The organism is Ruegeria atlantica (genome assembly GCF_001458195.1).
Classification (GTDB): domain Bacteria; phylum Pseudomonadota; class Alphaproteobacteria; order Rhodobacterales; family Rhodobacteraceae; genus Ruegeria; species Ruegeria atlantica.
In genome coordinates this window covers 187078-210701 of sequence record NZ_CYPU01000023.1, presented here as the reverse complement: position 1 = coordinate 210701, position 23624 = coordinate 187078, and the positions used below count along the sequence as shown (strand labels likewise).

General features: G+C 59.0%; 25 protein-coding genes. 10 read left to right on the top strand and 15 right to left on the bottom strand.

The window, feature by feature from the left end:
* The first annotated feature begins 32 nt into the window (after nt 1-32).
* Entirely contained in the window at nt 33-1001 is a 969-nt protein-coding gene (locus RUA4292_RS07770; protein WP_058277073.1) for a LysR family transcriptional regulator, read from the top strand.
* 45 nt (nt 1002-1046) lie between these two features.
* On the opposite strand, the gene RUA4292_RS07765 is transcribed toward RUA4292_RS07770, so the two are convergent.
* The 7 genes from RUA4292_RS07765 to rbfA form a co-directional block, all read right to left on the bottom strand.
* A complete protein-coding gene (locus RUA4292_RS07765; protein WP_058277072.1) occupies nt 1047-1472 on the bottom strand; it encodes a VOC family protein in 426 nt (141 codons plus the stop codon).
* A 224-nt stretch (nt 1473-1696) separates the two neighbouring features.
* Nucleotides 1697-1966 carry a 30S ribosomal protein S15 gene (gene rpsO / locus RUA4292_RS07760; protein WP_039543122.1) on the bottom strand — a complete coding sequence of 90 codons (270 nt, stop codon included), beginning with the start codon at nt 1964-1966 and terminating at the stop codon, nt 1697-1699.
* 144 nt (nt 1967-2110) lie between these two features.
* Nucleotides 2111-2962 (bottom strand): calcium-binding protein, encoded by an 852-nt coding sequence (locus tag RUA4292_RS07755; RefSeq protein WP_058277071.1) that lies wholly within the window; start codon nt 2960-2962, stop codon nt 2111-2113.
* A gap of 95 nt (nt 2963-3057) precedes the next feature.
* Complete coding sequence (locus tag RUA4292_RS07750; protein ID WP_058277070.1) at nt 3058-3561, bottom strand: DUF1643 domain-containing protein; 504 nt, start codon at nt 3559-3561, stop codon at nt 3058-3060.
* Nucleotides 3562-3582: 21 nt separating this feature from the next.
* A complete protein-coding gene (truB, locus tag RUA4292_RS07745; protein ID WP_058277069.1) occupies nt 3583-4488 on the bottom strand; it encodes a tRNA pseudouridine(55) synthase TruB in 906 nt (301 codons plus the stop codon).
* A 60-nt stretch (nt 4489-4548) separates the two neighbouring features.
* Nucleotides 4549-5286, bottom strand: coding sequence for a phosphodiester glycosidase family protein (locus tag RUA4292_RS07740; protein ID WP_058277068.1), 738 nt, complete (start codon nt 5284-5286; stop codon nt 4549-4551).
* On the bottom strand, nt 5283-5678 hold the full coding sequence (gene rbfA / locus RUA4292_RS07735) for a 30S ribosome-binding factor RbfA (RefSeq protein WP_058274960.1): 396 nt from the start codon (nt 5676-5678) through the stop codon (nt 5283-5285). Before rbfA ends, RUA4292_RS07740 begins: the two co-directional genes overlap by 4 nt.
* Before the next feature lie 91 nt (nt 5679-5769).
* On the opposite strand from rbfA, the gene dapB reads away from it, so the two are divergent.
* A complete protein-coding gene (gene dapB / locus RUA4292_RS07730; protein ID WP_058277067.1) occupies nt 5770-6579 on the top strand; it encodes a 4-hydroxy-tetrahydrodipicolinate reductase in 810 nt (269 codons plus the stop codon).
* Nucleotides 6580-6585: 6 nt separating this feature from the next.
* Here the strand turns inward: dapB and RUA4292_RS07725 are convergent, their stop codons facing one another.
* From RUA4292_RS07725 to tmpA, 4 genes are all read right to left on the bottom strand, one after another.
* Nucleotides 6586-7446: a hypothetical protein gene (locus RUA4292_RS07725; protein ID WP_058277066.1), complete on the bottom strand. Its 861-nt coding sequence runs from the start codon at nt 7444-7446 to the stop codon at nt 6586-6588.
* 98 nt (nt 7447-7544) lie between these two features.
* Nucleotides 7545-8213 (bottom strand): ureidoglycolate lyase, encoded by a 669-nt coding sequence (locus RUA4292_RS07720; protein ID WP_058277065.1) that lies wholly within the window; start codon nt 8211-8213, stop codon nt 7545-7547.
* Nucleotides 8210-8800 (bottom strand): (R)-1-hydroxy-2-trimethylaminoethylphosphonate oxygenase, encoded by a 591-nt coding sequence (tmpB, locus tag RUA4292_RS07715; protein ID WP_058277064.1) that lies wholly within the window; start codon nt 8798-8800, stop codon nt 8210-8212. Before tmpB ends, RUA4292_RS07720 begins: the two co-directional genes overlap by 4 nt.
* Nucleotides 8797-9933: a 2-trimethylaminoethylphosphonate dioxygenase gene (gene tmpA / locus RUA4292_RS07710; protein WP_058277063.1), complete on the bottom strand. Its 1137-nt coding sequence runs from the start codon at nt 9931-9933 to the stop codon at nt 8797-8799. The genes tmpB and tmpA overlap by 4 nt, the downstream gene beginning before the upstream one ends.
* A 98-nt stretch (nt 9934-10031) precedes the next feature.
* On the opposite strand from tmpA, the gene RUA4292_RS07705 reads away from it, so the two are divergent.
* Nucleotides 10032-10886, top strand: a complete 855-nt coding sequence (locus RUA4292_RS07705; protein ID WP_058277062.1) for a LysR family transcriptional regulator — start codon at nt 10032-10034, stop codon at nt 10884-10886.
* Between the two features lie 4 nt (nt 10887-10890).
* On the opposite strand, the gene RUA4292_RS07700 is transcribed toward RUA4292_RS07705, so the two are convergent.
* Nucleotides 10891-11073 carry a DUF1674 domain-containing protein gene (locus RUA4292_RS07700; RefSeq protein WP_058275228.1) on the bottom strand — a complete coding sequence of 61 codons (183 nt, stop codon included), beginning with the start codon at nt 11071-11073 and terminating at the stop codon, nt 10891-10893.
* 89 nt (nt 11074-11162) lie between these two features.
* Here RUA4292_RS07700 and RUA4292_RS07695 point away from each other — a divergent pair, with 89 nt between their 5' ends.
* From RUA4292_RS07695 to RUA4292_RS07665, 7 genes are all read left to right on the top strand, one after another.
* Nucleotides 11163-12419: an RsmB/NOP family class I SAM-dependent RNA methyltransferase gene (locus RUA4292_RS07695; RefSeq protein WP_058277061.1), complete on the top strand. Its 1257-nt coding sequence runs from the start codon at nt 11163-11165 to the stop codon at nt 12417-12419.
* A gap of 90 nt (nt 12420-12509) precedes the next feature.
* Nucleotides 12510-14249, top strand: coding sequence for a heparinase II/III family protein (locus RUA4292_RS07690; RefSeq protein ID WP_058277060.1), 1740 nt, complete (start codon nt 12510-12512; stop codon nt 14247-14249).
* Between the two features lie 22 nt (nt 14250-14271).
* Nucleotides 14272-15861 (top strand): bifunctional phosphoribosylaminoimidazolecarboxamide formyltransferase/IMP cyclohydrolase, encoded by a 1590-nt coding sequence (purH, locus tag RUA4292_RS07685; RefSeq protein ID WP_058277059.1) that lies wholly within the window; start codon nt 14272-14274, stop codon nt 15859-15861.
* Complete coding sequence (gene lspA / locus RUA4292_RS07680; protein WP_058277058.1) at nt 15861-16331, top strand: signal peptidase II; 471 nt, start codon at nt 15861-15863, stop codon at nt 16329-16331. Before purH ends, lspA begins: the two co-directional genes overlap by 1 nt.
* A 50-nt stretch (nt 16332-16381) precedes the next feature.
* Nucleotides 16382-16900, top strand: a complete 519-nt coding sequence (locus tag RUA4292_RS07675) for a DUF3035 domain-containing protein (protein WP_058277057.1) — start codon at nt 16382-16384, stop codon at nt 16898-16900.
* Between the two features lie 81 nt (nt 16901-16981).
* The gene (locus RUA4292_RS07670; protein ID WP_058277056.1) at nt 16982-18322 is read left to right on the top strand and encodes a M16 family metallopeptidase; all 1341 of its coding nucleotides are present in this window, start codon (nt 16982-16984) and stop codon (nt 18320-18322) included.
* Nucleotides 18319-19623 (top strand): M16 family metallopeptidase, encoded by a 1305-nt coding sequence (locus RUA4292_RS07665; protein ID WP_058277055.1) that lies wholly within the window; start codon nt 18319-18321, stop codon nt 19621-19623. Before RUA4292_RS07670 ends, RUA4292_RS07665 begins: the two co-directional genes overlap by 4 nt.
* Nucleotides 19624-19629: 6 nt before the next feature.
* Here RUA4292_RS07665 and RUA4292_RS07660 read toward each other — a convergent pair whose 3' ends face one another.
* The 3 genes from RUA4292_RS07660 to RUA4292_RS07650 all read right to left on the bottom strand — a co-directional run bounded on the left by RUA4292_RS07660 (nt 19630) and on the right by RUA4292_RS07650 (nt 23622).
* The gene (locus tag RUA4292_RS07660) at nt 19630-20361 is read right to left on the bottom strand and encodes a cyclic nucleotide-binding domain-containing protein (RefSeq protein ID WP_058277054.1); all 732 of its coding nucleotides are present in this window, start codon (nt 20359-20361) and stop codon (nt 19630-19632) included.
* 87 nt (nt 20362-20448) lie between these two features.
* On the bottom strand, nt 20449-21264 hold the full coding sequence (locus tag RUA4292_RS07655) for an SDR family oxidoreductase (protein ID WP_058277053.1): 816 nt from the start codon (nt 21262-21264) through the stop codon (nt 20449-20451).
* Between the two features lie 24 nt (nt 21265-21288).
* Nucleotides 21289-23622: an aldehyde dehydrogenase family protein gene (locus tag RUA4292_RS07650; protein ID WP_058277052.1), complete on the bottom strand. Its 2334-nt coding sequence runs from the start codon at nt 23620-23622 to the stop codon at nt 21289-21291.
* Nucleotides 23623-23624 lie beyond the last annotated feature (2 nt).

Below are 23624 nucleotides of genomic sequence, written 5' to 3'. Positions count from 1 at the left end.
AGTATAAAGGTTTTTTATACTAAGGATGAGCAATGCTGGATCATCGTAAACTCTCACCAAGTCTGATGCGTTCACTTGAGGTTTTCGTCGCCGTTGCGGAAACGGGTCAGATGCGGGCGGGCGCAAAACTTCTGAATCTGTCGCAGCCAGCAGCGTCCCAGCACGTCACTGCGTTGGAAAAGGCATTCGGCACTGTGCTTTTGGATCGCAGTACGCGTCCGGCGCGGCTGACCTATGCGGGTGCGCGTTTGCATGGAAGAGCGCAGAAAATTCTGGATGCACTTTCCGACATGGAAACGGAACTGCGCCACGTTGGCCAGAAATCCCTGTCCTTGCTGCGGGTCGGCATTCAAGCCTCAATCGCCACGACGCTGACGCCCTCTTTGGTCGATTTTGCGCAGCGTGAGTTCAATGTCGAAGATATTACCCTGCATGCCGGCCAAAGCGGCAACCATGAACACCTGTTGCGGACGAAACAAGCGGACCTCGCGATCACATCCAACCCGTTTCTGGATATGGATGGATTGGAGCGTCATCACGTTCTGACCGAACGATACCTTCTGGTTCTTCCCGAAGCATATGACGGCCCGACAGACAGCCTGGAGGCGATCCAAACGCGGCTTCCTCTGGTGCGGTTCGGGGATACAACTAACGCGGGCCGCCAGATTGCGCAGCATCTGCGCCGATTGCGGTTTGAGCCCGACAAGGTCATCCAGGCGGACCGCTCCAGCATGGTTACGTCCTGTGTTTCTGCAGGTCAGGGGTTCAGCCTTTTGACGCCGACATTGCTAATCGATGGTCTGGTTGAGAATATGAGCCTGCAGTTGAAAGATCTTCCGGTCTCGGGCCTTTCGCGCACTTTAACGGTTGTCGCCAGAAAGGAAGAGCTTCAGAGTTTTCCGGAGGCGCTTGCAGACATGTCCAGGCAGAAATTGGTGCAACGCATCACCGGCCACATGGGCGACATCGGAGCAAAAAGCGTAGATTACGATATGGTCTAGCGCCCCGTCACAAGCTGAACAGCGCGGGGAACTTCGGGCTCAGGTTCAGCCTAAAGTTGCTACCTGTTGGTGAACTTCGACAACATTGCCTTCGGGGTCGCGAAAGAACACTTGGTGCCACTCTTTCGAAAAGGCTGTGCCATAGTCCGAATAAGGAACCGCGTTTTCATTAAGTATCCTCAGGACCGCGGCAAGATCATCCGTTCGGAACGCAATGTGTCCGCGGCTCACCGGATTGATGACCTGATCATTTTTGAAAGCGACGTCAAAGTCCCGTTCCGCAAGGTGCATCTGCATGCTGCCGTCCGTTGCAAAGCGGATCTGGCCGTCATAACCGGCGTCTTCGGTTGCTTCAGAGCGCGGGAAATTCTGCTGCGGAATATCACCCAAACCCAAGACGTTTGTATAAAAGTCGTGTAGGCGGTCAACGTCGTCTGCCACCAGGTTAATATGATGAAATTCCAGCTTCATTTGGTTCCATTTTACTTGTCGTCACACACTGGACGTGTGCTTGGGGGACTGAGGTTTTGAGCAGCTGTTGATCAGGTCCCGGGATAGTGCCGACTGAGTTAGTGAACTGCAAGCCGGATTGAGCCCCACCATACCGCTACTTTGAGCGCGCGTTCCCTGATCCAACAAAAAACGCCCGCCAATTAGGGCGGGCGTCTAAAATCCAAAAGCGGCAGAAACCGGTATTAGCGGCGGATGCCCAGCTTTTTGATCAGGTCCTGGTAGCGCGCTTCTTCTTTGCCCTTCAGGTAGTCCAGCAGCTTACGGCGCTGGGCGACCATTTTTAGCAGACCGCGACGACCGTGGTTGTCTTTTTTGTGGGTCTTGAAGTGCTCGGTCAGGGTGGTGATGCGCGAGGTCAGGATGGCAACCTGGACTTCTGGCGAACCGGTGTCGCCGTCCTTGGTGCCGAATTCTTTCATGACGCGTGCTTTTTCAGCGGCAGTAATCGACATCGGGGTCTCCTTTAAAAGGTTAGAGTTGATGGCGCAGGCCGGGATGTCGTCCAGCACAGGCCCATGGAGAAAACCGCACCGATTCCAATGCGGATGGGCGCGTATAAGCAGATTTCAGGCAAATGGCAAAGGGATTCTATTGCTTCAACTCAGCGCATTGAGCTGCGACAGTTCCTGACCGTTGATCAGTTGGATATCGTCCAGGGTCAACCCTTTGGCACCCAGCAGTTGGGCGACGTCTTGTCCGTCGACCATGATACGGGTCAGGTTTTCGTTTTCAGCGTCTGGTTCAATGTTGATCTCCGGATCTTCCTCGCCTTCCCACGAGATCAACAGCTTGTCTTGCCCGGGCTCAAAATCCATGACCTTGACGGCGTCGTCGTCATCCTCGGGGTTCAGGTGGATGCTGTCAGCGCCTTCGCCTCCGGTCACGATATCACCGCTATGGGCAACAATTGCGTCGTCGCCGGCACCGCCATTCAGAAAATCCACGGAGTCCTCGTTTTCGCCATCCTCACCAGTCAGAACATCGTCATCGTCGCCGAAATGGCCAAAAAGCTTGTCGTCGCCATCATCTCCGGACAGAACGTCATCTTCACCTTCGCCATGCAAAACATCATCGCCTTCGCCGCCCTGGATTGTATCACCGCCATCGCCGCCATGCAGGGTGTCATCGCCCATGCCCCCCAGCACAGTGTCGTCGTCACCGTAGCCGTTGATCTGGTCGTCGCCATCCTGTCCAGTCAGAATGTTTGTGTTGTCGTCCCCGGCCACAACCAGATCGCCTTCGAATTCCGAGACTATGGTCCCGGTCGAGGCCTCTTCGACTTCGTCGATGTTTTCACCAATCTCAAGATAACTGCCGTAAGAGACCTCTTGCGGTTCATCTTCGATAATCTCGTCTTCTTCGGTGTCGTCGTCAGCCTCGATAATACCGCCCATCGCATAGGCTGCTCCGCCCATTGCGGCAAGGCCCAGCAATCCGAACAGAAACATGGTAACCCTCCGAGAACGCACCGCTCCGAGGATGAAATATTCCATGTGATCAGTTAGTTGGTCAAAGCCAAGCTGAACTTGTGGTTAACCGTTGGTCACCAAGGTTCGGGCTGTTGGGTATAGGCGATGTAAAGCGGGTGTTTGGGATGCCCGCCCTTGGTCAGCCCCAGATGAAACAGCGGTTGCCTGGTGTCGCGCAGTAGCGTTTCAACTGCCGGGCCACGGTCCAGATGCGCGCCATGGGTGCCCCAGGCGGCTATGACTTGATCGGCCCATTGCACGCCGTCCAGAATAGCCGCGTCGTTCTCGGGTCCTACCGGATCGGCAGCAGCGCGCATCTTGCGAGGGTCGGTGTCGCGCCAGGCAAAGATGTTGGTTACCTGAAATGCTCCGAACCCCAGCGCCCGCGCGCGGCGTTCGCAACGTTCCACCGTCGGGTCGTTCTGAACCTCGGTCGCGGTTGACGGGTTCAGCATCACGAACAGCGCTTTGCGCCCCGCAGGATCCCAGATACGGGTCAGGCTATAGCGATACTTCTCGCAATCGGAATAGATGGCGGTTGAGGGCGCGTCGCCCTTAGTGTGCGTTCGGGTAATCATGCCCTTCGCCTAGCACGTGGCTTAGGTAACGAACACCCGGCTGGGGTGCAATTCGCCCGATTTGTAGATCCCCACCGCCACGGCCTTGCCGTCCAGCGAAGCCCAGGCTTCATCGCCGTATTCCACGTCCGAGGCCAGAACCATGCCCGGATTTCCGTTGCGTAGGCGGGTTGCGCCTTCGGGTGTGCATTTCAATTCAGGCAGACCGGCGAGGCCGGTTTCCAGCGGGTGCAGGTAGTCGTCCAGTGCGGTTGTCTTGGCCATTTTATCGATCTGTTCGATGCTCAACCCGTCTTCAACCTCGAACGGGCCGGACCAGATGCGGCGAAGAACTTTGACATGGCCGTGGCATCCCAGCGCCGCGCCCAGATCGCGGGCAATCGAGCGGACATAGCCACCCTTACCGCAAGTCATCTCTAGCACAACGTGGTCTTCGTCGGGGCGGTCGACCAGAATCAACTCTTCTACCCATAGCGGGCGGGCGGATAGCTCTACTTCTTCGCCGTCTCGCGCCAATTTATAGGCCCGTTGCCCGTCAATCTTAACGGCCGAGAATTTGGGCGGGACCTGCATGATATCGCCCAGAAACCGGGTCAACGCCTGTTTGATATCGTCATCCGAAGGGCGCGCGTCGCTTTGTGCGATCACTTCGCCCTCGGCATCGTCGGTGTTGGTTGCCTGACCCAAACGGACGGTGAAGGTGTAGGCCTTCAGCGCATCGGTGATGTAGGGAACGGTCTTGGTCGCCTCACCCAAAGCCACGGCCAGAACGCCGGTTGCTTCGGGGTCAAGCGTGCCTGCATGGCCCGCTTTCTTGGCATCCATCGCCCACCTAACCTTGTTGACCACAGCGGTCGAGGTCATGCCCGCGGGCTTATCCACCACCAGCCAACCGGAAATGTCGCGACCCTTGCGTTTGCGTCCCATTCTACACCCTGAATCTTACCGAGGCGCGCGACCTAACGGATCGTTCTGCCACTGTCAATTTCAGGGCGTATCTTCGACAACACCTACAATAGGGCCAAGCGAAAACCCGACATCCGACCGATTGCCCGCGCGTTCATACATACGAGAGATATTGCCGTCGAAGAACAGGGCGTTCGGCGTTTCCAGCAAATCGCGGAACAGGCTGCCGAACTCGTGAAAGGTGACATAGTCATCCGAGATCGCGAATACTGCCCGTGCCCCATCCGCGCTGGTACCAACGCCGTTGCGCACATAGCGCGAGGTCGAATCGGGCAAGAAGCGCGGGTGCAATTCACCGCCTATGACCAGCATCGGGCCGGATTGCGTGGCGAAACGGCACTGCGGGGCCTGATCCACGTAATCCAATGTCTCAAACACGTCGGCGCGGCCTTCGCGGATGCAAAACACTCCGTTCGGCAACAAACCGAAATTGCCCGGCCCGGCATTGGGGATCACGCGCATCTGTTCCTGACCGTCTTCGACGTAATGCCCGACAGGCGAGCGATCTTCATGATACATGCCCGCGTTCATGGCAAATGCCAGACGCTTTCCCTGTGGGGCCAGGGTCTCGTTCACCGATGAGAAATGGCCCAGCACCTTACCGTCTTCATCATTGAGGAAGAGGCGCAACTCTTCGCTGGCGGCATCCACCTCGCAGATTGTGTACCGCTTGTCTTCATGGGTCACCTTCTCGCATGTGACCGCTGAGGCCTGCGCGGTCCAGAAGACCGCGCCCAAAATGACAATTGCGCGGATCACTCGTCCAGATCGCGGCGCACCGCGTCCTGATCGAACATGCGGCGGGTGTCATCCATTCGGTCAAACGTGTCATCCAGCCGGAACCGCAGATCGGGTGAGAATTTCAGACCGACCTTCTTGCCAACTGCCCGCCGCAATTCACCCTTGTTGCGGGCCAGCAACGCGATCACATCCTCCTGGCCCTTGCCGCCCAAGGGCAGCACATAGGCGGTGGCGATCTTGAGGTCGGGCGAGGTGCGCACCTCGCCCACGGTGATTGACATGCGGTTCAGGTCGGGGTCGTGGACATCTCCGCGCGCCAGAACCTCGGACAGGGTGCGGCGGATCAGTTCGCCGACACGGAGCTGTCGTTGGGACGGGCCGGGGCCATCGTGGAATTTGTTCTTTGCCATATCCCCGATCTAAGCCCAAAGCAGGGCTTTGCCAAGCGGGCGCGAACGGGGTAGGAGGCTTTGAGCCGAATTCAACAAAAGGACCAGCGCAATGACCCATATTCCGGGGATCGTCATCACAGGGGCTTCGGGCCGTATGGGGCAGATGCTGATCAAAACCGTGACGGACAGCGATCAGGCGCGTTTGGTCGGTGTGGTTGAGCGGACGGGCCATGATTGGATCGGTCAGGATGTGGGCGAGGCGATGGGCGGTCAGGCGCTGGGCGTCACCGTCACAGACGACCCGCTAGAGGCGTTTTCGCAGGCGCAGGCGGTGATCGATTTCACGGCGCCCGAGGCGACGCTGGAGTTTGCGGCACTGGCCGCGCAGGCACGGTGCGTCCACGTGATTGGTACCACTGGCATGTCGGATGAGCAGATCGCAGCGCTGGAACCGGCCTCTCGCCATGCGGTCATCGTGCGGGCAGGGAATATGAGCCTTGGCGTCAACCTGCTGGTGCAGCTGACCAAAAAGGTCGCCGCAGCGCTGGATGAAGATTTCGACATCGAGATCATCGAAGGGCACCATCACCACAAAGTCGACGCGCCCTCGGGTACAGCACTGATGCTGGGCGAGGCCGCCGCCGAAGGGCGCAGGGTTGATCTGGCCGATGTGTCCGATCGGGGCCGCGACGGAATCACCGGCGCGCGCAAGCGGGGCGATATCGGGTTCCATGCTATTCGCGGCGGTGACATCGTGGGCGAACACGACGTGCTGTTCGCAGCCCCCGGAGAACGCATCGTCCTGCGCCATCTGGCCACCGACCGCGCCATCTTTGCCCGCGGCGCTTTGAAGGCGGCCCTGTGGGGACAGGGCAAAGCGCCCGGTCAGTATGACATGCTGGATGTATTGGGGCTGTAAGGGATTTTACCTGAACGCGGCGATTCCCGGCGGTTCTGCATGCCCCAAGTCGATATGCGCGAACAGAGCATCCAAACGCTGGTCCCATGTCGGGAACTGACCTGTCAACGCATAGGTCAGACGCTCTGCTCCGATTGATATGCCTAACGGTGCGGCCTCGCCGCCGATGATGATCTCTCCGATTTCCGTCCAGTTGGCAGATGGTGGATAGGATTCGGGTGCGGGTTCAGTTTGATTGCCGACGCGGTAATAAACGCCCATCGTGACCAGATAATCCTCGCCAAAAGGATCTGGAAAGAAATAACCTGAGGCGTCACGGGCGGCCAATGCCTCGGCCTCATCGCGCAGCAGGACCTTTTGCGAGAACGGCAAGTTCATCCCATCCAGAACCGGGCGCACGTCATCGGCCTGAGGTACGCTGACAAAAGCAATGCGGGATGGGTCAAGGCTGAACTCTTCAGTCAGAAGACGCACCATAAGTTCCGTGGTGTCACGCCCGCTGACCACGCCTTCTGGATGGCAGCCAACCTCGTGAAACAGGGGCAGGACATCGGGGCGGTTTTTTTCTTCCACATCTGCGACGCGAGCCAGCGGTTGTATGACGAAAGCGTTTGGTTGCAATTTCTTTTGCTCGAAATCGTGCCGCAGCCCGCCATTATAGTCGACGTTCCCGGTGACAATCGAAAAAGGCTGCGACTCGGAAAACCCGAGCTTGGCGAACGCGGCTTTGAGACCAGCCAGTGTTTCGGCGAACTCTGCCTCGAACGCTTCATTCTGGCCAGTTGCGCCGACAGCAAATCGCGGCAGCGCCGCACTCGCGGTGGCTGCGGTGCCTAGTTGTACCAATTTCCGACGGTTCAATCCCATCTGCGCCTCCCTTATGCACACACAGGGTGAGTATCGCAGAAGTTTGCGGCAAAGGTTAAGGGAATCTGAAAAGCGCCGCCCGGAAGAGACAGGTTTGGCTACAGATCGCGTATCTTGTCCGCGCGCAAGGGGCAGGCAAGGTAAACGCCGAACTCTTTGCCGATATCGGCGCTGACCCGGGCGTGCACCCGGCCCTGCCGATCAAGGAAGCGTTGGTTGTCTTCGACGGGGAATATCCCTTCGTGCCAGATGCCGGGATGAATATAGAGGCCACGCGTGCCGTCACACCAGAATGGGACCACCTTTTCTGGCGTCAGGTTGTCGCCGGGCAGGGCGACAGGCACGATGAAGGGCTTGTTGTCCAGCGGCCAGAACATCTGCCCGCCATCGGGGTGGTAGTTCATGTGCCACAGTAGAACCTGATCGCGCGGTGCCGTCTGCAGGTCGGTCTGCGCCTGTTGTGGATCAGCGGACCAACCCAGAACATAGTGGCCTTTGACGGCCTCGTTCTCACCATAAAGCACGTCACCCTGCCAATCGCATTTGAACGTGCCTTCGACCCAGCCGCCCTCGTCGCCGGTTCCTTCGTCAATCGGCCGCCAGCCTTGTTGGGGCCAGCGAGCGATTTCAATCTCGAAGGTTTCGGGGTCGTCGACCAGACAGCCATAGCCTTTGACCGACGTGTCCGTGGCCCGGATCAGCGGAACCTCGTGCCAGGGAAGGGACGGTTTTGAACTGGCCTCGAAGATATATTCAGGCGCGCTCATGATGTGCCCAGATGCCTGTCGACCATGCGCTGTACCATCGGTGCGAAATGGGTGAAATCCGGCGTGTCCATGTCAGCCCGCTTGCCCGCCTCGTCCAGATAGCGCACCTGAACGATCTCTTTCAGGTTCGGATTACTTTCGAACTCTGCGACCTCCTCAGCGCTCATCGGCCCGCCCTGCAATTCCAGCGTATGGACCGAGGCGGTGGAGAGACGGTTGAAATATTCCGGTTTGGTGGCGCAGAGATACCGCTTGGCTGCCACGTGATAGCGGCAGCAATCGGTGATAACCGAGGGGAAGAACTGTTCCAGCACCTCAGCGCCTGCATCCTCGTGATGACGGTCCTCGGTGTCATCTGGGTGATAAGTGCCGAACTCGGAGGTGAAATGGCCGATATCGTGCAGCAATGCGCCAACGATGATTTCCTCGGGCTGGCCGTTCTGCTCGGCGATCGTGGCACCTTGCAACATGTGTTCAGCCATGGTGACGGGCTCACCCAGATATTCCTCACCGCCTCGGCGGTCGAAGATATCGCCGATGAAGGCCACGATATTGTCCCGGCTCAGGGTCGAGAAATTGGGCTTCATTCTGCGGCCTCCGGTTGGCTCATTTCCATCGCAGCCAATGTGGACAGCAACCCGTCCTTGTCGGCGTAACAGCCCTGCAACCAGCGTGACCCCGCACCGGAATAGCCCAGACGCGCGTGCAGCACGCGGGTGTTGTCGACGATGAAACTCTCGCCTGGTTCCAGTTTGAACGACACGCCCATGGCAGGGTCGTCGATGATCTCGCCCAATTGGCGATAGGCGGCGTAATAGGCCTCCATCTCGTCGAACGGCACGTCGACGAACGGCGCGGATGAGCGGTTGTTGAACCGGATACCGACCAATTCTCCATCCGGTGACAGCTCAATCATCGGGCGGCGTGACCGTAGGCAGATACCGTCCGAGCCCTTGTATTCGAACCGGGCGGGGTAGCCTGCCAGCAAGGCAAAACCTTCCGAGTTCTGTTCGTGCAGTTTTTCAGCAGCGCGGAAGCCGTCAACCACGATGGAATCACCACCCTCGGCGCTGTTTTCCAGGCAATACAGAATTTGCAGCGTCGGAACCGGATCACGATAGGGGTTGTCGGTATGCGCCTGCAGACCAAGGCCTGTATAGGCGAGGTTGGTCGGGTTCACCTCGGTTCGGACCTCAAAATAGGGGCCATAGTTGGTTTCGCGCACATAGCCGAACAGATCGGCGACTTTCAGCAGGGATTCCGGTTCGGTCGGGCCGCCGGTCAGCTTGGCAAAGCCGTATTCGGCCACCGCAGCTAGCCATCCGCGTTTGGCGCTGGGATTGGCGTGGACCTCATCCCAATCAGCGCTGGGCGCGTCGATGCCGCGTCCCCAGGTGGTGATGTCGGGAGCCGTCCGACCCATGGGGCGGTTTTGATCGCGGTCATAGCTGTGCTCGGCCAGCCAGTCGGCGGGAAAGGTGACGGTCTTGCCTTCTGGCTGAAAGGTGACTGTCAGATCACCATTGCTGATTTCGGCGGCGCTAACCGAAATGTCTGAGGGGATATCACCGATGGTGATCAGACGTTGGCCATTGCCGGGCGCGCGCGTTTCGGGGTCCAGCGCGTTGTCGCGTAGCCAGATGGCGTGAAAGCGAGCCTCTGTGCCGGTGTCGAATTCAACGGTCACAACCGAGGCGTCATGGGTGGCAGAGCGCAGCATGGGGGTCTCCTGTTCAGCGCGGGCTTTGGTTGAGGAGATACGCCCCTTGTGGCATTACGACAATTAATCCTTCTTTCTGCTGAGGCTTGGAAAAACTTATGGCTAAGAAAAAAATCGGGTTGCCGCCCTTGGACTGGCTGCGCGTTTTTGAGGCGGCGGGGCGTCTGGGCGGGTTTTCGGCAGCGGCGAGGGAATTTGGTCTGACACAAGCGGCGGTAAGCCAGCGGATCGGTAACCTTGAGGCCTGGCTGGGTCGAACATTGTTTGTGCGTGAGGCGCGTGGCGTGTCACTGACTGTCGAAGGCGAAAGCTACCTGCCACTGGTGCAAGACAGTTTGCAGGCGCTTGAACGAAATACCGAGGATCTGTTTGGCAAATCCCCACGCGAATTGCGGGTGGCCGGTTTGTCATCGCACATCCATGCGCTTGTGGTGCCAAGTCTTGCCCGGTTTCAGGAGATGCAGCCGAAGGTGCGTGTTCTGACCGATTCCGTGGCGCGGCGGTCGTCGCTGGATGAAGAGCGGACATGGCTGCAAATCCGCTATGGTCGCGGTGCCTGGCCCGGGCGGGATTCCGAATTGATCGCAGCCGAAGTGTTGGTGCCGATGGCGGCTCCGGGTGTTGAATGGGGCGCGCCTTTGATTGATCTGCGCGGAGAACGGCCGGGGTGGCGAGACTGGGCGCGAAAGGCAGAGCAGGGCGATGTGACGACGTCGACCATCAGCTTCGATTCAATGGAACACGCGTTGTCCGCGGCACGTCAGGGCATGGGCGTAGCGTTGGGGTCGGTGCCACTGGCCAAGGCGGATCTACAGGACGGACGGTTGCGCCGGTTGCACCTGCCCGAGCTGAAAACGAAGGATGGGTATTGGCTGACATGGCCGGAAGAACGGTCGAAATCAAAGAAGCAGCGCGCTCTGATAGCGGATTTTCTGGAAGCTCTGCGAGGATAGGCGATCAGAAATCGATCGCGATGCCTTTCTTCTCCCAATCGCCATAGCGGGCCGGGTCAGGACCGTCGCGACCGCCCAGTTCCCTTGGCATCTCTTTCGCTTTGGCCTCGGCCTTGCGACGGCGCTCTTCAGCTTCGGCCAAGGCGCGCTGGGCGGCAGGCGGCAGGTCTTTGCGGTCGTCACTCATGACTTCGGGTTCCTTTCCGTGCATGGGCTTGATATACGCCCGCGTCCGCCATTGGCAATGCGGGCGAGGATTTATTCAAAGGCGATTCCATGTCCGACAACGCAACAGCGGCCCGACGCAGCGCGATCTATCTGCTGGATCAGATACTGGGCGAAGGACGCCTGCTGTCCGAATGTCTGGCCGCCGGTGCGCTGGACCGGTTGGCCCCTGAAGATCGCGCGCGGGCGCAACGTCTGACGCTAGAAACCTTGCGCGGGTTGGAGCGTGCGGATCGTCTGCTGGAAAACCACCTGAACCGCACCCCCGCTTTGACTGTGCATAACGCCCTGCGCCTTGGCGCGGTCGAGCTGTGCCACGGTGAAGCGGCACATGGTGTGGTGAATTCAATGGTCGACATTGTGGGGCGTTCACGCAAGCACGGACGGCTGAAAGGCCTGGTGAATGCCGTGTTGCGTAAAGTGGCCGCCGAAGGGCCCGAAGCATGGCCCAAAATGCGCGTGCCGCGTTTGCCCGAATGGCTGCGTGATCCGCTGATCATGGCCTGGGGTGAGGATGCAATCGCGGGAATGGAAAAGGCGCAATTTGCTGGCGCACCGCTTGATCTGACTGTGAAGCCGGGCGCCAGCGGACCGGGTGAAGTCCTGCCAACCGGTTCGACGCGGCTGCATGATGCCGGTCAGGTCACTGCCCTTCCGGGCTATGGCAAAGGTGATTGGTGGGTGCAGGACGCGGCGGCGGCTATTCCTGTGCGCATACTTGCCCCGAAACCGGGCGAAAAGATCCTCGACCTTTGCGCCGCTCCGGGTGGAAAAACATTGCAACTGGCGGCGGCTGGGGTCGATGTTACGGCGCTCGACGTCTCGGAAACGCGGTTGGCGCGGATGCATGAGAACCTCAAACGCACCGGGCTGAAAGCCACTGTCGTCGCGGGCGACGCGCTTGAACATCAGGGCCAGTATGACGCCATCCTTTTGGACGCGCCGTGTTCTGCCACGGGAACGATCCGCAGACACCCGGACCTGCCTTTTGCCAAAGACGGATCGGAATTCGGTGAGCTGATCGAGATGCAGGCCCGGATGCTGGCCCACGCCTGGAGCTTGCTGAAACCCGGCGGGCGGCTGGTCTATTGCACTTGTTCTCTCCTGCCGGATGAGGGCGAGGTGCAGGTCGAAGTAGCGCTGGACCAACACCCCGATATGTCGGTGGATCGAGCGGCTTTGAACATTGCCGGAATCGAGTCCGAATGGATCACCGAGGAAGGCGGCCTGCGTCTGCGGCCCGATTACTGGGCTGATCTTGGTGGAATGGATGGGTTCTACATCGCACGCTTGAACAAATCGGCGTAGAAGCACGCTTTTCGATGACTTGACGATCGCCCCGGTCTATCGTTGGGTCTCAGGCGCCAGCAGAGCGCAAGGGGCAGAGTAACGAGCGTCATGTCGAAGACAGATACCATGACCAATCAGTGGACACGGTTTCAGAACCGTCTTTATGCACGCCTCAGCCAGCGTCGCAAAGCGGTCTCGGGGTTTGTTGGCGAGCCGGAACCACGCACGGTCGGCTCATTTGCGCGCGGGCGTCAGTTGGTCGCCGGAAATCTGCTGTTCGCAGGCTATCTGGTCGAAGCTCAGGATACCGAGCTGTGGGCTGTGACCGCGCCCAGTACCGGGTTTGACAATGAACGCCACGGCTTTGCCTGGCTCGACGATCTGGCGGCTGTTGGCGATATGCGCGCGCGTGAAAAGGCCCAGCGGTGGGTCTGGGGCTGGATTAACGCGCATGGCCGCGGTCAGGGGCCGGGCTGGGCACCTGATCTGACCGGTCGGCGCGTTATACGCTGGATCAACCATGCGATTTTCCTGTTGCGCGGCGCAGATGAACATCAAAGCAGGATGTTTTTCCGTTCCTTGGCCCAACAGACATGGTTTTTGTCCAAGCGCTGGAAGGCAGCGACTCCCGGTCTTTCCCGGTTTGAGGCGCTTGCCGGGCTGGTGCAGGCTGGTCTGGCGCTGGAGGGGTTGGAGCAAATGGCTGATCCTGCCCTTCGTGCTTTGGCACGCGAGTGTGACAGTCAGGTAGACGAACAGGGCGGTATCCCAACCCGCAACCCCGAAGAGCTGCTTGAGGTCTTTATGCTGCTTTCATGGACCTCGGCCGCGCTCAGCGCGTTGGGCCGGGGCACGCCCGGGGCGCAGGCAAGTGCCATCAAACGCATGGCCCCCACCTTGCGCAGCCTGCGCCATGCGGACGGGGCTTTGGCCCGGTTTCACGGCGGTGGGCGCGGTGTCGAAGGGCGTTTGGATCAGGCACTGGCGCAAAGCGGTGTCAAGCCACATCACGCCACGGGGCTGTCCATGGGATTTGCCCGACTTTATGCGGCCAGAACCAGCGTGATTGTGGATGCCGCCACTCCACCCAAGGGGTCGGCGTCATACAACGCCCATGCCTCGACCCTGGCGTTCGAACTGACGTCGGGCCGCAGGCCGCTGGTGGTCAATTGCGGGTCGGGCGAAAGCTTTGGGACGGAATGGCGACGTGCGGGTCGGGCGACACCGTCGCATTCGACACTGTGCCTTGATGGGTATTCAAGCGCTCGGCTGGCGCCACCGACGCAGGGCGCCGAACGCGAGGCACTGGTGGATGCGCCGCATGACGTTCCCATTGATTTCGAGGATGCCTTTGAAGGCACGCGATTCATGGCCGGGCATGACGGGTATACCAAGGTCTTCGGATTGACTCATGCGCGTACCTTTGAGCTGCGCTTTGATGGGCGTGAGCTGGCTTGCGAGGATATTCTGCTGACGGCCACCGACAAGGCGAAGCGCCAATTTGACAAGGCGATGGACGCCTCGGGTCTGAAGGGCATCGCCCTTGACATCCGGTTTCACCTGCATCCGGACGTGGATGCGGCACTGGATCTGGGGGGCGCTGCGGTGTCGATGGCGCTGAAAAGTGGTGAGATCTGGGTTTTCCGCCATGATGGCGTCGGAAAATTGTCTTTAGAACCAAGCGTTTATTTGGAAAACGGGCGTTTAAAACCACGCGCGACAAAACAGATCGTTCTATCTGGCCGCGCAATGGAGTATGCGACGCGCATCCGGTGGACGCTGAGCAAGGCCCAGGACACAGCCTATGCCGTGCGGGATATACACCGGGACGAGCCCGAGTTTGACTGACGCCAAAAGGACCTTTGACCCCATGACCGATCTTCACCCCGTGCGCCGCGCGTTGCTTTCCGTTTCCGATAAGACCGGGCTGATCGAGCTGGGAAAGGCACTGGCCGAGCGCGGGGTCGAATTGCTGTCTACCGGCGGTACAGCCAAGGCGCTGCGCGATGCCGGGCTTGCGGTGAAGGACGTCAGCGAGATTACCGGCTTCCCCGAGATGATGGATGGTCGTGTAAAAACGCTGCACCCAATGGTGCATGGCGGCCTGCTGGCCCTGCGCGACAATGACAGCCACGTGGCGGCGATGGACGAACATGGCATCGGCGCGATCGACTTGCTGGTGGTGAACCTTTATCCGTTTGAGGCCACTGTAGCCAAAGGTGCGGGTTACGACGAATGCATCGAAAACATCGATATTGGTGGCCCGGCTATGATCCGCGCGGCGTCGAAGAACCACGCTTTTGTGAATGTGGTTGTGGATGTTCAGGATTACGACGCGCTGCTGGCCGAGCTGGCGGCTAACGATGGGCAGACATCCTATGCGTTCCGTCAGAACCTGGCGCAGACAGCCTATGCCCGTACTGCTGCCTATGACACCGCTGTGTCGAATTGGATGGCTTATGCGCTGGCCGCGCAGGCCCCGCGTCGTCGCGCCTTTGCTGGAGAATTGAAGCAGACCTTGCGTTATGGCGAAAACAGCCACCAACAGGCGGTCTTCTACACCGATGGCACCAACCGCCCCGGTGTCGCGACAGCAGTGCAGCATCAGGGCAAGGAACTGAGCTACAACAACATCAACGACACAGACGCGGCATTTGAACTGGTGGCCGAGTTCGACCCGGCGCAAGGCGCAGCCTGCGCGATCATCAAACATGCCAACCCCTGCGGTGTTGCCAAGGGCGCGACATTGATCGAGGCCTATAAGGCCGCGTTTGATTGTGACCGCACTTCGGCCTTTGGCGGGATCATTGCGCTGAACCAGCCGCTGGATGTCGAAACCGCGCAGGAAATCACCGGAATTTTCACCGAAGTTGTGATCGCTCCGGGTGCGTCGGATGAGGCCAAGGAAATCTTTGCCGCCAAAAAGAACCTGCGTCTGCTGACAACCGATGGCCTGCCAGATGTGACCACAGGTGGCAAAACCGTCCGTCAGGTAGCCGGTGGCCTTCTGGTGCAGGACAAGGACAACGGATTTGTCGGCCTGGATGACCTGAAGGTCGTCACTAAGAAATCCCCGACCGAGGAACAGATGCGCGATCTTCTGTTTGCGTGGAAAGTGGCGAAACACGTCAAATCCAATGCCATCGTCTATGTCAAAGACGGAGCAACCGTGGGTGTTGGTGCCGGGCAGATGAGCCGCCTGGACTCGGCGATGATTGCAGCGAAGAAAGCCGAGCGTATGGCTGATGCTCTGGGCTTGGCCCAACCACTGACAATCGGTTCCGCCGTGGCGTCGGATGCGTTTTTCCCATTCCCGGACGGTCTGATGGAAGCGGCCGAGGCCGGCGCGACCTGTGTTATCCAGCCGGGTGGCTCGATGCGCGATGACGAGGTGATCGCAGCCGCGGATGAGGCCGGTCTCGCCATGGTCTTTACCGGCATGCGCCACTTCCGCCACTGATGCGCTTTCGTCTGCTTCTCTGGGCCGCACTGGCTGCGTTACTGATCGACCAGATCAGCAAGTATCTGGTCGTTCACGTGATGCGCGTAGCCGTAGGGGACATTGATGTCCTACCGCCGCTGCTGGTGTTCAAATACGGTGAGAATCGGGGCATCAATTTCGGCTTGTTTCAGGGCAATACCGATGCTGCCCGATGGGCGTTGATCGGTGTTTCCATGGTCATCGCAATCAGTGTGCTGATCTGGCTTATGCGCACAGCCCCGTCGAAACTGATGCTGGTTTGCGGCGGGTTTCTGATTGGAGGGGCGCTGGGCAACGTCGTGGATCGCCTGCTTTATGGTTATGTTCTGGATTTCCTGAACATGTCCTGTTGTGGCATCAACAACCCTTTCGTGTTCAACCTTGCTGATGTGTTCATTTTTGCGGGAGCGATTGGTCTGGTGGTGTTCGAAGGCAAAAAGGCCTCGTGACGTGCCATTTGAAATGCGATAAAAGCGCCTGAAACAGGCTGGAGACTCTGATGCGGCTGCCGCGTTCCATATTTGCTTTGACATTGGCCTTTGCGGCTGCAGGCTGTTCCGATATCGGACTGCGCCATCTCGAAGCGCCCGGGCAAGGGCCGGATGAATTCTCGGTCCTGCCTGTCAAACCGTTGACCGAGCCCAAGGATTACAAGTTCCTGCCTGCGCCCACGTTGGGTGGTGAAAACCTGACCGATCCGAATCCCAAGGCCGAAGCTGTCGTTGCCCTTGGCGGGAACGAATCTTCGCTTAACGCAAATACGGCCATCCCGTCCACGGATACCGCCCTTGTGACGGCTTCCAGCCGGTATGGGGTTGCGGCAAATACACGGCAGGTGGTTGATGCCGAGGATGCCGAGTTCCGCAGAAAGCAAGGCCGCCTGACGCGCTTGCGCTTGTTCAAAGTGGATCGTTATTCGCAGATTTACCGCCGCGAAACGCTTAACCCCGACCGTCAGAATGAAGCGGCACGCCGGGCCGGGATAGAAACACCATCGGCGCCACCGGTAGATGAATAATCTTTAACTTTTCGTCATTGGCCTTGAACCCGCGTGGTGCCACCGTAGTTTGAACAGCATAAATCAAACGGAGGACGCCCTATGGTTCGGGCCCTGGCATTGTCGGCAGCCCTGATGGCCGCAACCCCTCTTGCTGCAAGCGAGGGGCACGAAGCGGTCACTACCTTTACGCTGGACAACGGCATGGATGTCGTCGTGATCGAAGATCACCGCGCACCAGTTGTGCAGCATATGGTCTGGTATCGCGCAGGGTCAGCAGATGAACCCGTGGGATCATCGGGCGTGGCGCATTTCCTCGAACACCTGCTGTTCAAAGGCACGGACACTCTGGCCCCGGGCGAATTTTCCGCCACTGTTGCGGCCAATGGCGGCACCGACAACGCGTTCACGTCTTATGATTACACCGCGTATTTCCAACGCGTTGCCGCCGACCGGCTGGAATTGATGATGCGAATGGAAGCGGATCGGATGCGCAATATCCGCCTGAACGAAAATGATATTGCCACCGAGCGTGACGTGATCCTTGAGGAACGCAACCAGCGCACCGACAACAGCCCGCGTGCCCTGTTTGGCGAACAGATGAGCGCGTCGCAATACCTGAACCATCGCTACGGCGTGCCAATCATCGGCTGGCGACACGAGATGGAGGCGCTGGACATGGAGGACGCGCTGTCCTTCTACCAAACCCATTATGCGCCCAATAACGCCATTCTGGTCGTCACCGGTGATGTCGAACCTGACGAGGTCAAATCGCTGGCCGAGCAATATTACGGAGTGATCCCCGCCAACCCTGACTTACCCGAACGGGTCCGGTCGCAGGAACCGCCGCAAACGGCAGAACGCCGTCTAACATACAAGGATGCGCGCGTGTCGCAGCCTTATGTTCAGCGTAGCTATCTGGCCCCTGAACGAGATCCGGGCGACCAGGAGAAAGCAGCCGCTCTGTTTTTGTTGGCAGAACTGTTGGGCGGAAGCACGACATCCTACCTGAACGAAAAGCTGCAGTTCGAGCAGCAGAAGGTTGTCTACACCGGGGCGTTCTATCGGGGTGTCTCGCTGGATGATACGACCTTTGACCTTATCGTCGTCCCGGCCGCAGGCGTTTCCCTGCAAGAGGCTGAAGATGCAATGGATCAGGTGGTTGCCGACTTCATCGCTGAGGGTGTGAACGAAGAGGACCTCGATCGGATCAAGATGCAGCTACGGGCAGCTCAAACCTATGCGCGCGACAATGTGGATGGGATTGGCAACCGATATGGCCGCGCTTTGACCAGCGGCCTGACGGTTGAGGACGTGCAGGCCTGGCCCGATATTCTGCAAGCTGTCACTGGGGATGAGATCATCGCCGCTGCCCGCGAGGTAATACAACCGGAAACATCGGTCACCGGCTGGCTGATGCGCGATGATGAGGTGACGCAATGAAACGGATATTCGCAACCTTGATCGCGTTCGTTGTCGCTCTGCCCGCGTGGGCCGATATCGAGATCGAAGAGGTTACTTCTCCTGGCGGTATCACCGCCTGGCTGGTCGAGGATCACTCGATCCCCTTCACCGCGCTGGAGCTGCGTTTTCGCGGCGGCACATCGCTGGATGACGCGGACAAACGCGGTGCGGTCTATCTGATGAGCGGCCTGATTGAGGAAGGCGCAGGTGACATGGATGCCCGCACCTATGCGCGTGAGTTGGAATCGCTGGCGGCCTCGTTCCGGTACGGTGCAACCGATGACTCGGTGTCGATCACCGCGCAGTTCCTGACCGAGAACCGGGACGACGTGATCGACTTGCTGCGCGCCACCATTCACGAGCCGCGCTTTGATCAGGATGCAGTGGACCGGGTAAAGGCGCAGGTGTTGTCCGGCCTTAAATCCGATCAAACCGACCCGAATGACATTGCAGGTCGTAACTTTGCCCAAATGGCCTATGGCGACCACCCTTATGGCACCGAAGGTAAGGGTACGATCGAAAGCGTGACCGCGCTGACGCGCGATGATGTGGTCACCGCCTATCAGGATGTCTTTGTCCAAGACCGGATGTATGTCGGCGCGGTGGGTGACATCACACCCGAAGAGCTGGGCGCGTTGCTGGATAAACTGCTGGCCGACCTGCCAGAAACTGGCAAGCCGATCCCTGAACGTGCCGATGTGTCCATCCCCGGTGGTGTCAGCGTAGTCGAGTTCGACACGCCGCAATCTGTGGCCCTGTTCGGACATGCAGGCATTGACCGCGATGATCCCGATTTCTTTGCCGCCTTTGTCCTGAACCACATCCTTGGCGGGGGCGGGTTTGAAAGCCGCCTGATGCAGGAAGTTAGAGAAAAGCGTGGCTTGACCTACGGAATCGGCACTTATCTGGTGCCCAAGGACCTGGCCTCGGTCTATCTGGGGTCCGTGTCGTCAAGCAATGATCGCATTGCAGAAGCGGTCGAGCTGATCCGCGACGAGTGGGCTCGTGCCGCGTCCGAAGGTGTAACCCAAAAAGAACTGGACGATGCCAAAACCTATCTGACGGGCGCTTACCCGCTGAGGTTTGATGGCAATGGCCAGATCGCGGGGATCATGGTCGGGATGCAGATGGAAGACCTGCCCATCGACTATATCGCCACCCGCAACGACAAGGTGAATGCGATCACGCTGGAAGAGATCAACCGGGTCGCCAGCGAATTGCTGGACCCTGATGGGCTCCACTTCACCATTGTCGGCAAGCCCGAGGGTCTGGACGGCTAAACCCGATCAGGCCGCGACGGGCTGTTTCTGTGCCCGAAGCGTATGCTTGTTGCTGCTCAGAAGCTTTTGCCGCGCATGCCTGAAATGCGCGGCTTTGAGCGCGTCGTCGATATGCCGGTTGCGGCGTAGCAGGCGCGACAGACGGAAATTGTCGAACACCAAGCAGGTTGTCGTCTCTGAGGCGATGACGGTGGCCGTTGCGGGTAGGCCAAGGCCGAATGTCAGCTCTCCTAGTGTCTCGTCCGAGCCGCAAATATTGATGACCTGACCATTTTGAAGGATGGTTGTTCGCCCGCTCAGGACATAGCCAAGGAAATCTGTTGTTCTCGCTTCTTCGATCAGAATGTCGCCTTTGGCGAACTCCTGAACCGACGCAGTGTTCAATAGCTTTCGGGCATAATGCGGTTTCAGTGACCCAAGATGATGCGAGATGAACTGGCGCTCGGCTGCGGAAAAGCGGATCAGATGTCGCGACAGGTATCCACGCAGCAATCCGATGACAGAGATCGCGATATAGGCCATCTGTATGATTGAACCGGCAAGATTGAATTCTTCAACCATGCTGATCAGAACGCAGGTTGCGGCAACGATAACCAGAACCGGGTAGAGCACGCCATTGCCTCGGACTATGCCGATTTGCAGTAAAAAGTAGTTCAGAATGTAAAGGCCAGCCCCGGCCACGCCGATCATGGTGGCCAATTCGACAAACTCGATAAATTCAAATGGACTATTCAGCATGTAAGGACCCACCCTCGCAATGAATGGGTCTTACGCTGTGCCAATTACGTGAAGCCGTAAATGAACAACCTCACAGGTTAATGGGTCTTATGAGCGTGCTTTCGCCTGCGCTCGCAACATTTGCCCCATCATCTGTCCGAACTTTCCCGAACCACGCTGGTACAACGCGCCATCGACGGCCAGAACCGTGCCGCTGACATAGCTAGCCAGATCAGAACTTAGGAACATACAGGCGTTCGCCACGTCGTGCGGCTGACCCCAACGGCCCAACGGGACATCCTTGCGCAAGGCTTCTCCGGCATCTGGCGTAGGGGCTAAACGCTTGGCCCCTTCAGTGCCTTCGATAAAGCCCGGCACGACCGAGTTCACACGGATACCCTCGACGCCCCATTCCATCGACAGGGTGCGGGTGATCTGATCCACGCCTGCCTTGGCGGCACAGACATGGGCCTGGCCTTCGTAAGGCAGGTAGGATTGCGGGGCCGAGATGTTGATGATGCTGGCACCCGGACGCTTGAGGAAAGGATAGGCCCCCTTCATCACGTGGATCGTGCCCATCAGGTCGATATCGATCACGGTCTTGAACGCATTGACCGACATCTCTGCCGCCAATGCCGGGAAGTTGCCCGCCGCGCCCGATACCAGCACGTCGAAGTCACCGAACGCGTCGTGGAACTGTTTCAGCCCGTTTGTCACGGCCTCCGGGTCACGTACATCGAACGCCGCACCGATGGCGTCTTGGGCCCCCGCAGCTTTCAGCGCAGCAACGGTGTCATCGACCTTTTCCTGTGAACGGCTGGCGACGGCCAGTTTGGCACCCGAGGCCGCAAAGGCCTCGGCAATGCCGCGATTGATACCGCTGGTTCCGCCAATGACGATGACGGTTTTTCCTGAAAAATCCATGTAGGCCTCCCTTGGAGGGGAGCCCTACTCGCCGTAGGGCACCCAGATGTTTTTGACTTCAGTCGCAGCCTGCAGGAAGCGGCGAGAATGGTCCACGCCCCAATCAAATGCCGTCGCGTTATTCACCCAGGTCCGTTTTAGGTTCCCGGCCGAGACGACCTCGATCTCTTTCGACAAGTCGGTGGATGAGAACGACCAGACCGCATCAACATTCAGGTGCGAGGCCAGCGGTTTCGCCAATTCCGCATGGCTGCCTGTCAGGATGTTAACTACACCGGCGGGCACGTCCGAAGTTTCGAGGATTTGGTAGAAATCGGTAGCCGCCAGCGGGTAGGGCTCTGAAGCCACCAGAACCGTCCGGTTGCCCATCGCAATTGCCGGAGCCATGGCCGAGACCAGACCCAGCAAAGGCGCCTCATCCGCACAAAGCGCGCCGATGACACCAACGGATTCTTTCATGGCAATCGCCACGCCCCGGATCGGAACCCCATGTACCTGACCGTCGTACTTGTCGGCCCAGGCGGCGGCGGAGAACAGGCGCTGGATTGAAGCTTGGACCTCTTTCGCGCCGTCCTTTTTGCCGGTCATCGCGTCGATGCGAGCGGCAAACTCGTCGGCGCGGGCCGAGAGGTTTTCGCCGATGTAATACAGGATTTGCGCCCTCAGGTGGCCAGTGGTCTTGGACCAGCCTTTGGCCCCCGCCGCAGCCTCAACCGCGTTGCGGACGTCCTTGCGATTGGCGAGGCCCACGTGGCCCAACAGCCCGGGCTTGCCCCAAACGGGTTTCGAATAGCCGCTATCAGGCCGCGCCTGCTTGCCTCCGACATACATCTTGGCGGTACGGTCAATTGGATCGACCGGAGCGCCTTCGCCGGTAACCGCTTCGACCTTCGCCAACGGCTTAGCTTTGCCCTTGGGCTTGGTGTACGCAGTCAAGCCTTCCCAGCCGCCTTCACGGCCAAAGCCGCTTTCGCGCACGCCGCCGAATCCGGCTGCCGCGTCGAACAGGTTGGTGGCATTCACCCAAACCACGCCCGCGACCAACTTAGGTGCGATATCCAGCGCCAGGTTCACATTCTCGGTCCAGACCGTCGCGGCCAGCCCGTAACGGGTGTTGTTGGCCAGTTCGACTGCCTCTTCCGGTGTACGGAAGGTTGAGGACACCAGAACCGGGCCAAAGATTTCTTCCTGCATTAGCGGGTCGGAAGTTTCGAGGCCCGAGATCAGCGTAGGCGGGTAATACCATCCGTTCGCAGGCAGATCGCAGGCGGCTTGGTGCACGTGGCCGGCGGTGTTGCTTTCGACCATGCTTTTGATGGTTTGCAGTTGGACCGGGTCTACAACCGCGCCCACATCAATGCATTTATCTAGCGGATCGCCGATGCGCAGCTTGTCCATCCGTGCGCGCAGCTTGTGGTGAAAGCGATCAGCGATGCCTTCCTGTACCAACAGGCGGGAGCCCGCACAGCAAACCTGCCCCTGATTGAACCAGATCGCGTCGACCAGACCTTCGATAGCACTGTCGATATCGGCATCATCAAAGACGACGTAGGCCGACTTGCCGCCCAGTTCCAATGTCAGTTCCTTGCCCGACCCTGCAGTCGCTTCACGGATACGGCGGCCCACAACTGTCGAGCCGGTAAAGGCGATCTTGTCGACGTCCGAGTTCACGATCATCTCGCCCACGGCGCCTTCACCAGTGACGATGTTGACTACGCCTTTGGGCAATCCAGCTTGGGTGCAGATATCGGCGAACAACAGGGCTGTCAGCGAGGTGTACTCGGCCGGTTTCAAAACCACCGTGTTGCCCATGGCCAGGGCCGGGGCAATCTTCCACGACAGCATCAGCAGCGGGAAATTCCACGGAATGATCTGCCCGCAGACGCCCAACGCCTCAGCATCGGGCAGTTCGCTTTCCATCAGCTGCGCCATGCCGGCGTGGTAGAAGAAATGGCGCTGCGCCAACGGGATGTCGATGTCGCGTGATTCACGGATCGGCTTGCCGTTGTCGAGGCTCTCAAGCACCGCAAACAGGCGCGAATGCTTCTGCAACAAGCGCGCGATGGCATAGAGGTACCGCGCACGGCCTGCACCGCCCAGCTTCTCCCATTTCGGTTGCGCCTTTCGGGCGGCAGAAACGGCAGCATCCACATCGGCCTGTTTGGCCTGCGTCAGCTTGGCCAAAACGTCTCCGGTCGCCGGGTTGCGGCTGTCGAACCCTTTGCCGGGTTTGGTGAACGCACCATCGATATAGTGACCGAACTTGTCGCCCTGATCGACCAGCCAGGCCAGAGCCTCGGCGGCACTTTCGGGGGCAGGGCCGTAATCCATGGTTTCGAATATCTCTTTGACTGTCATTG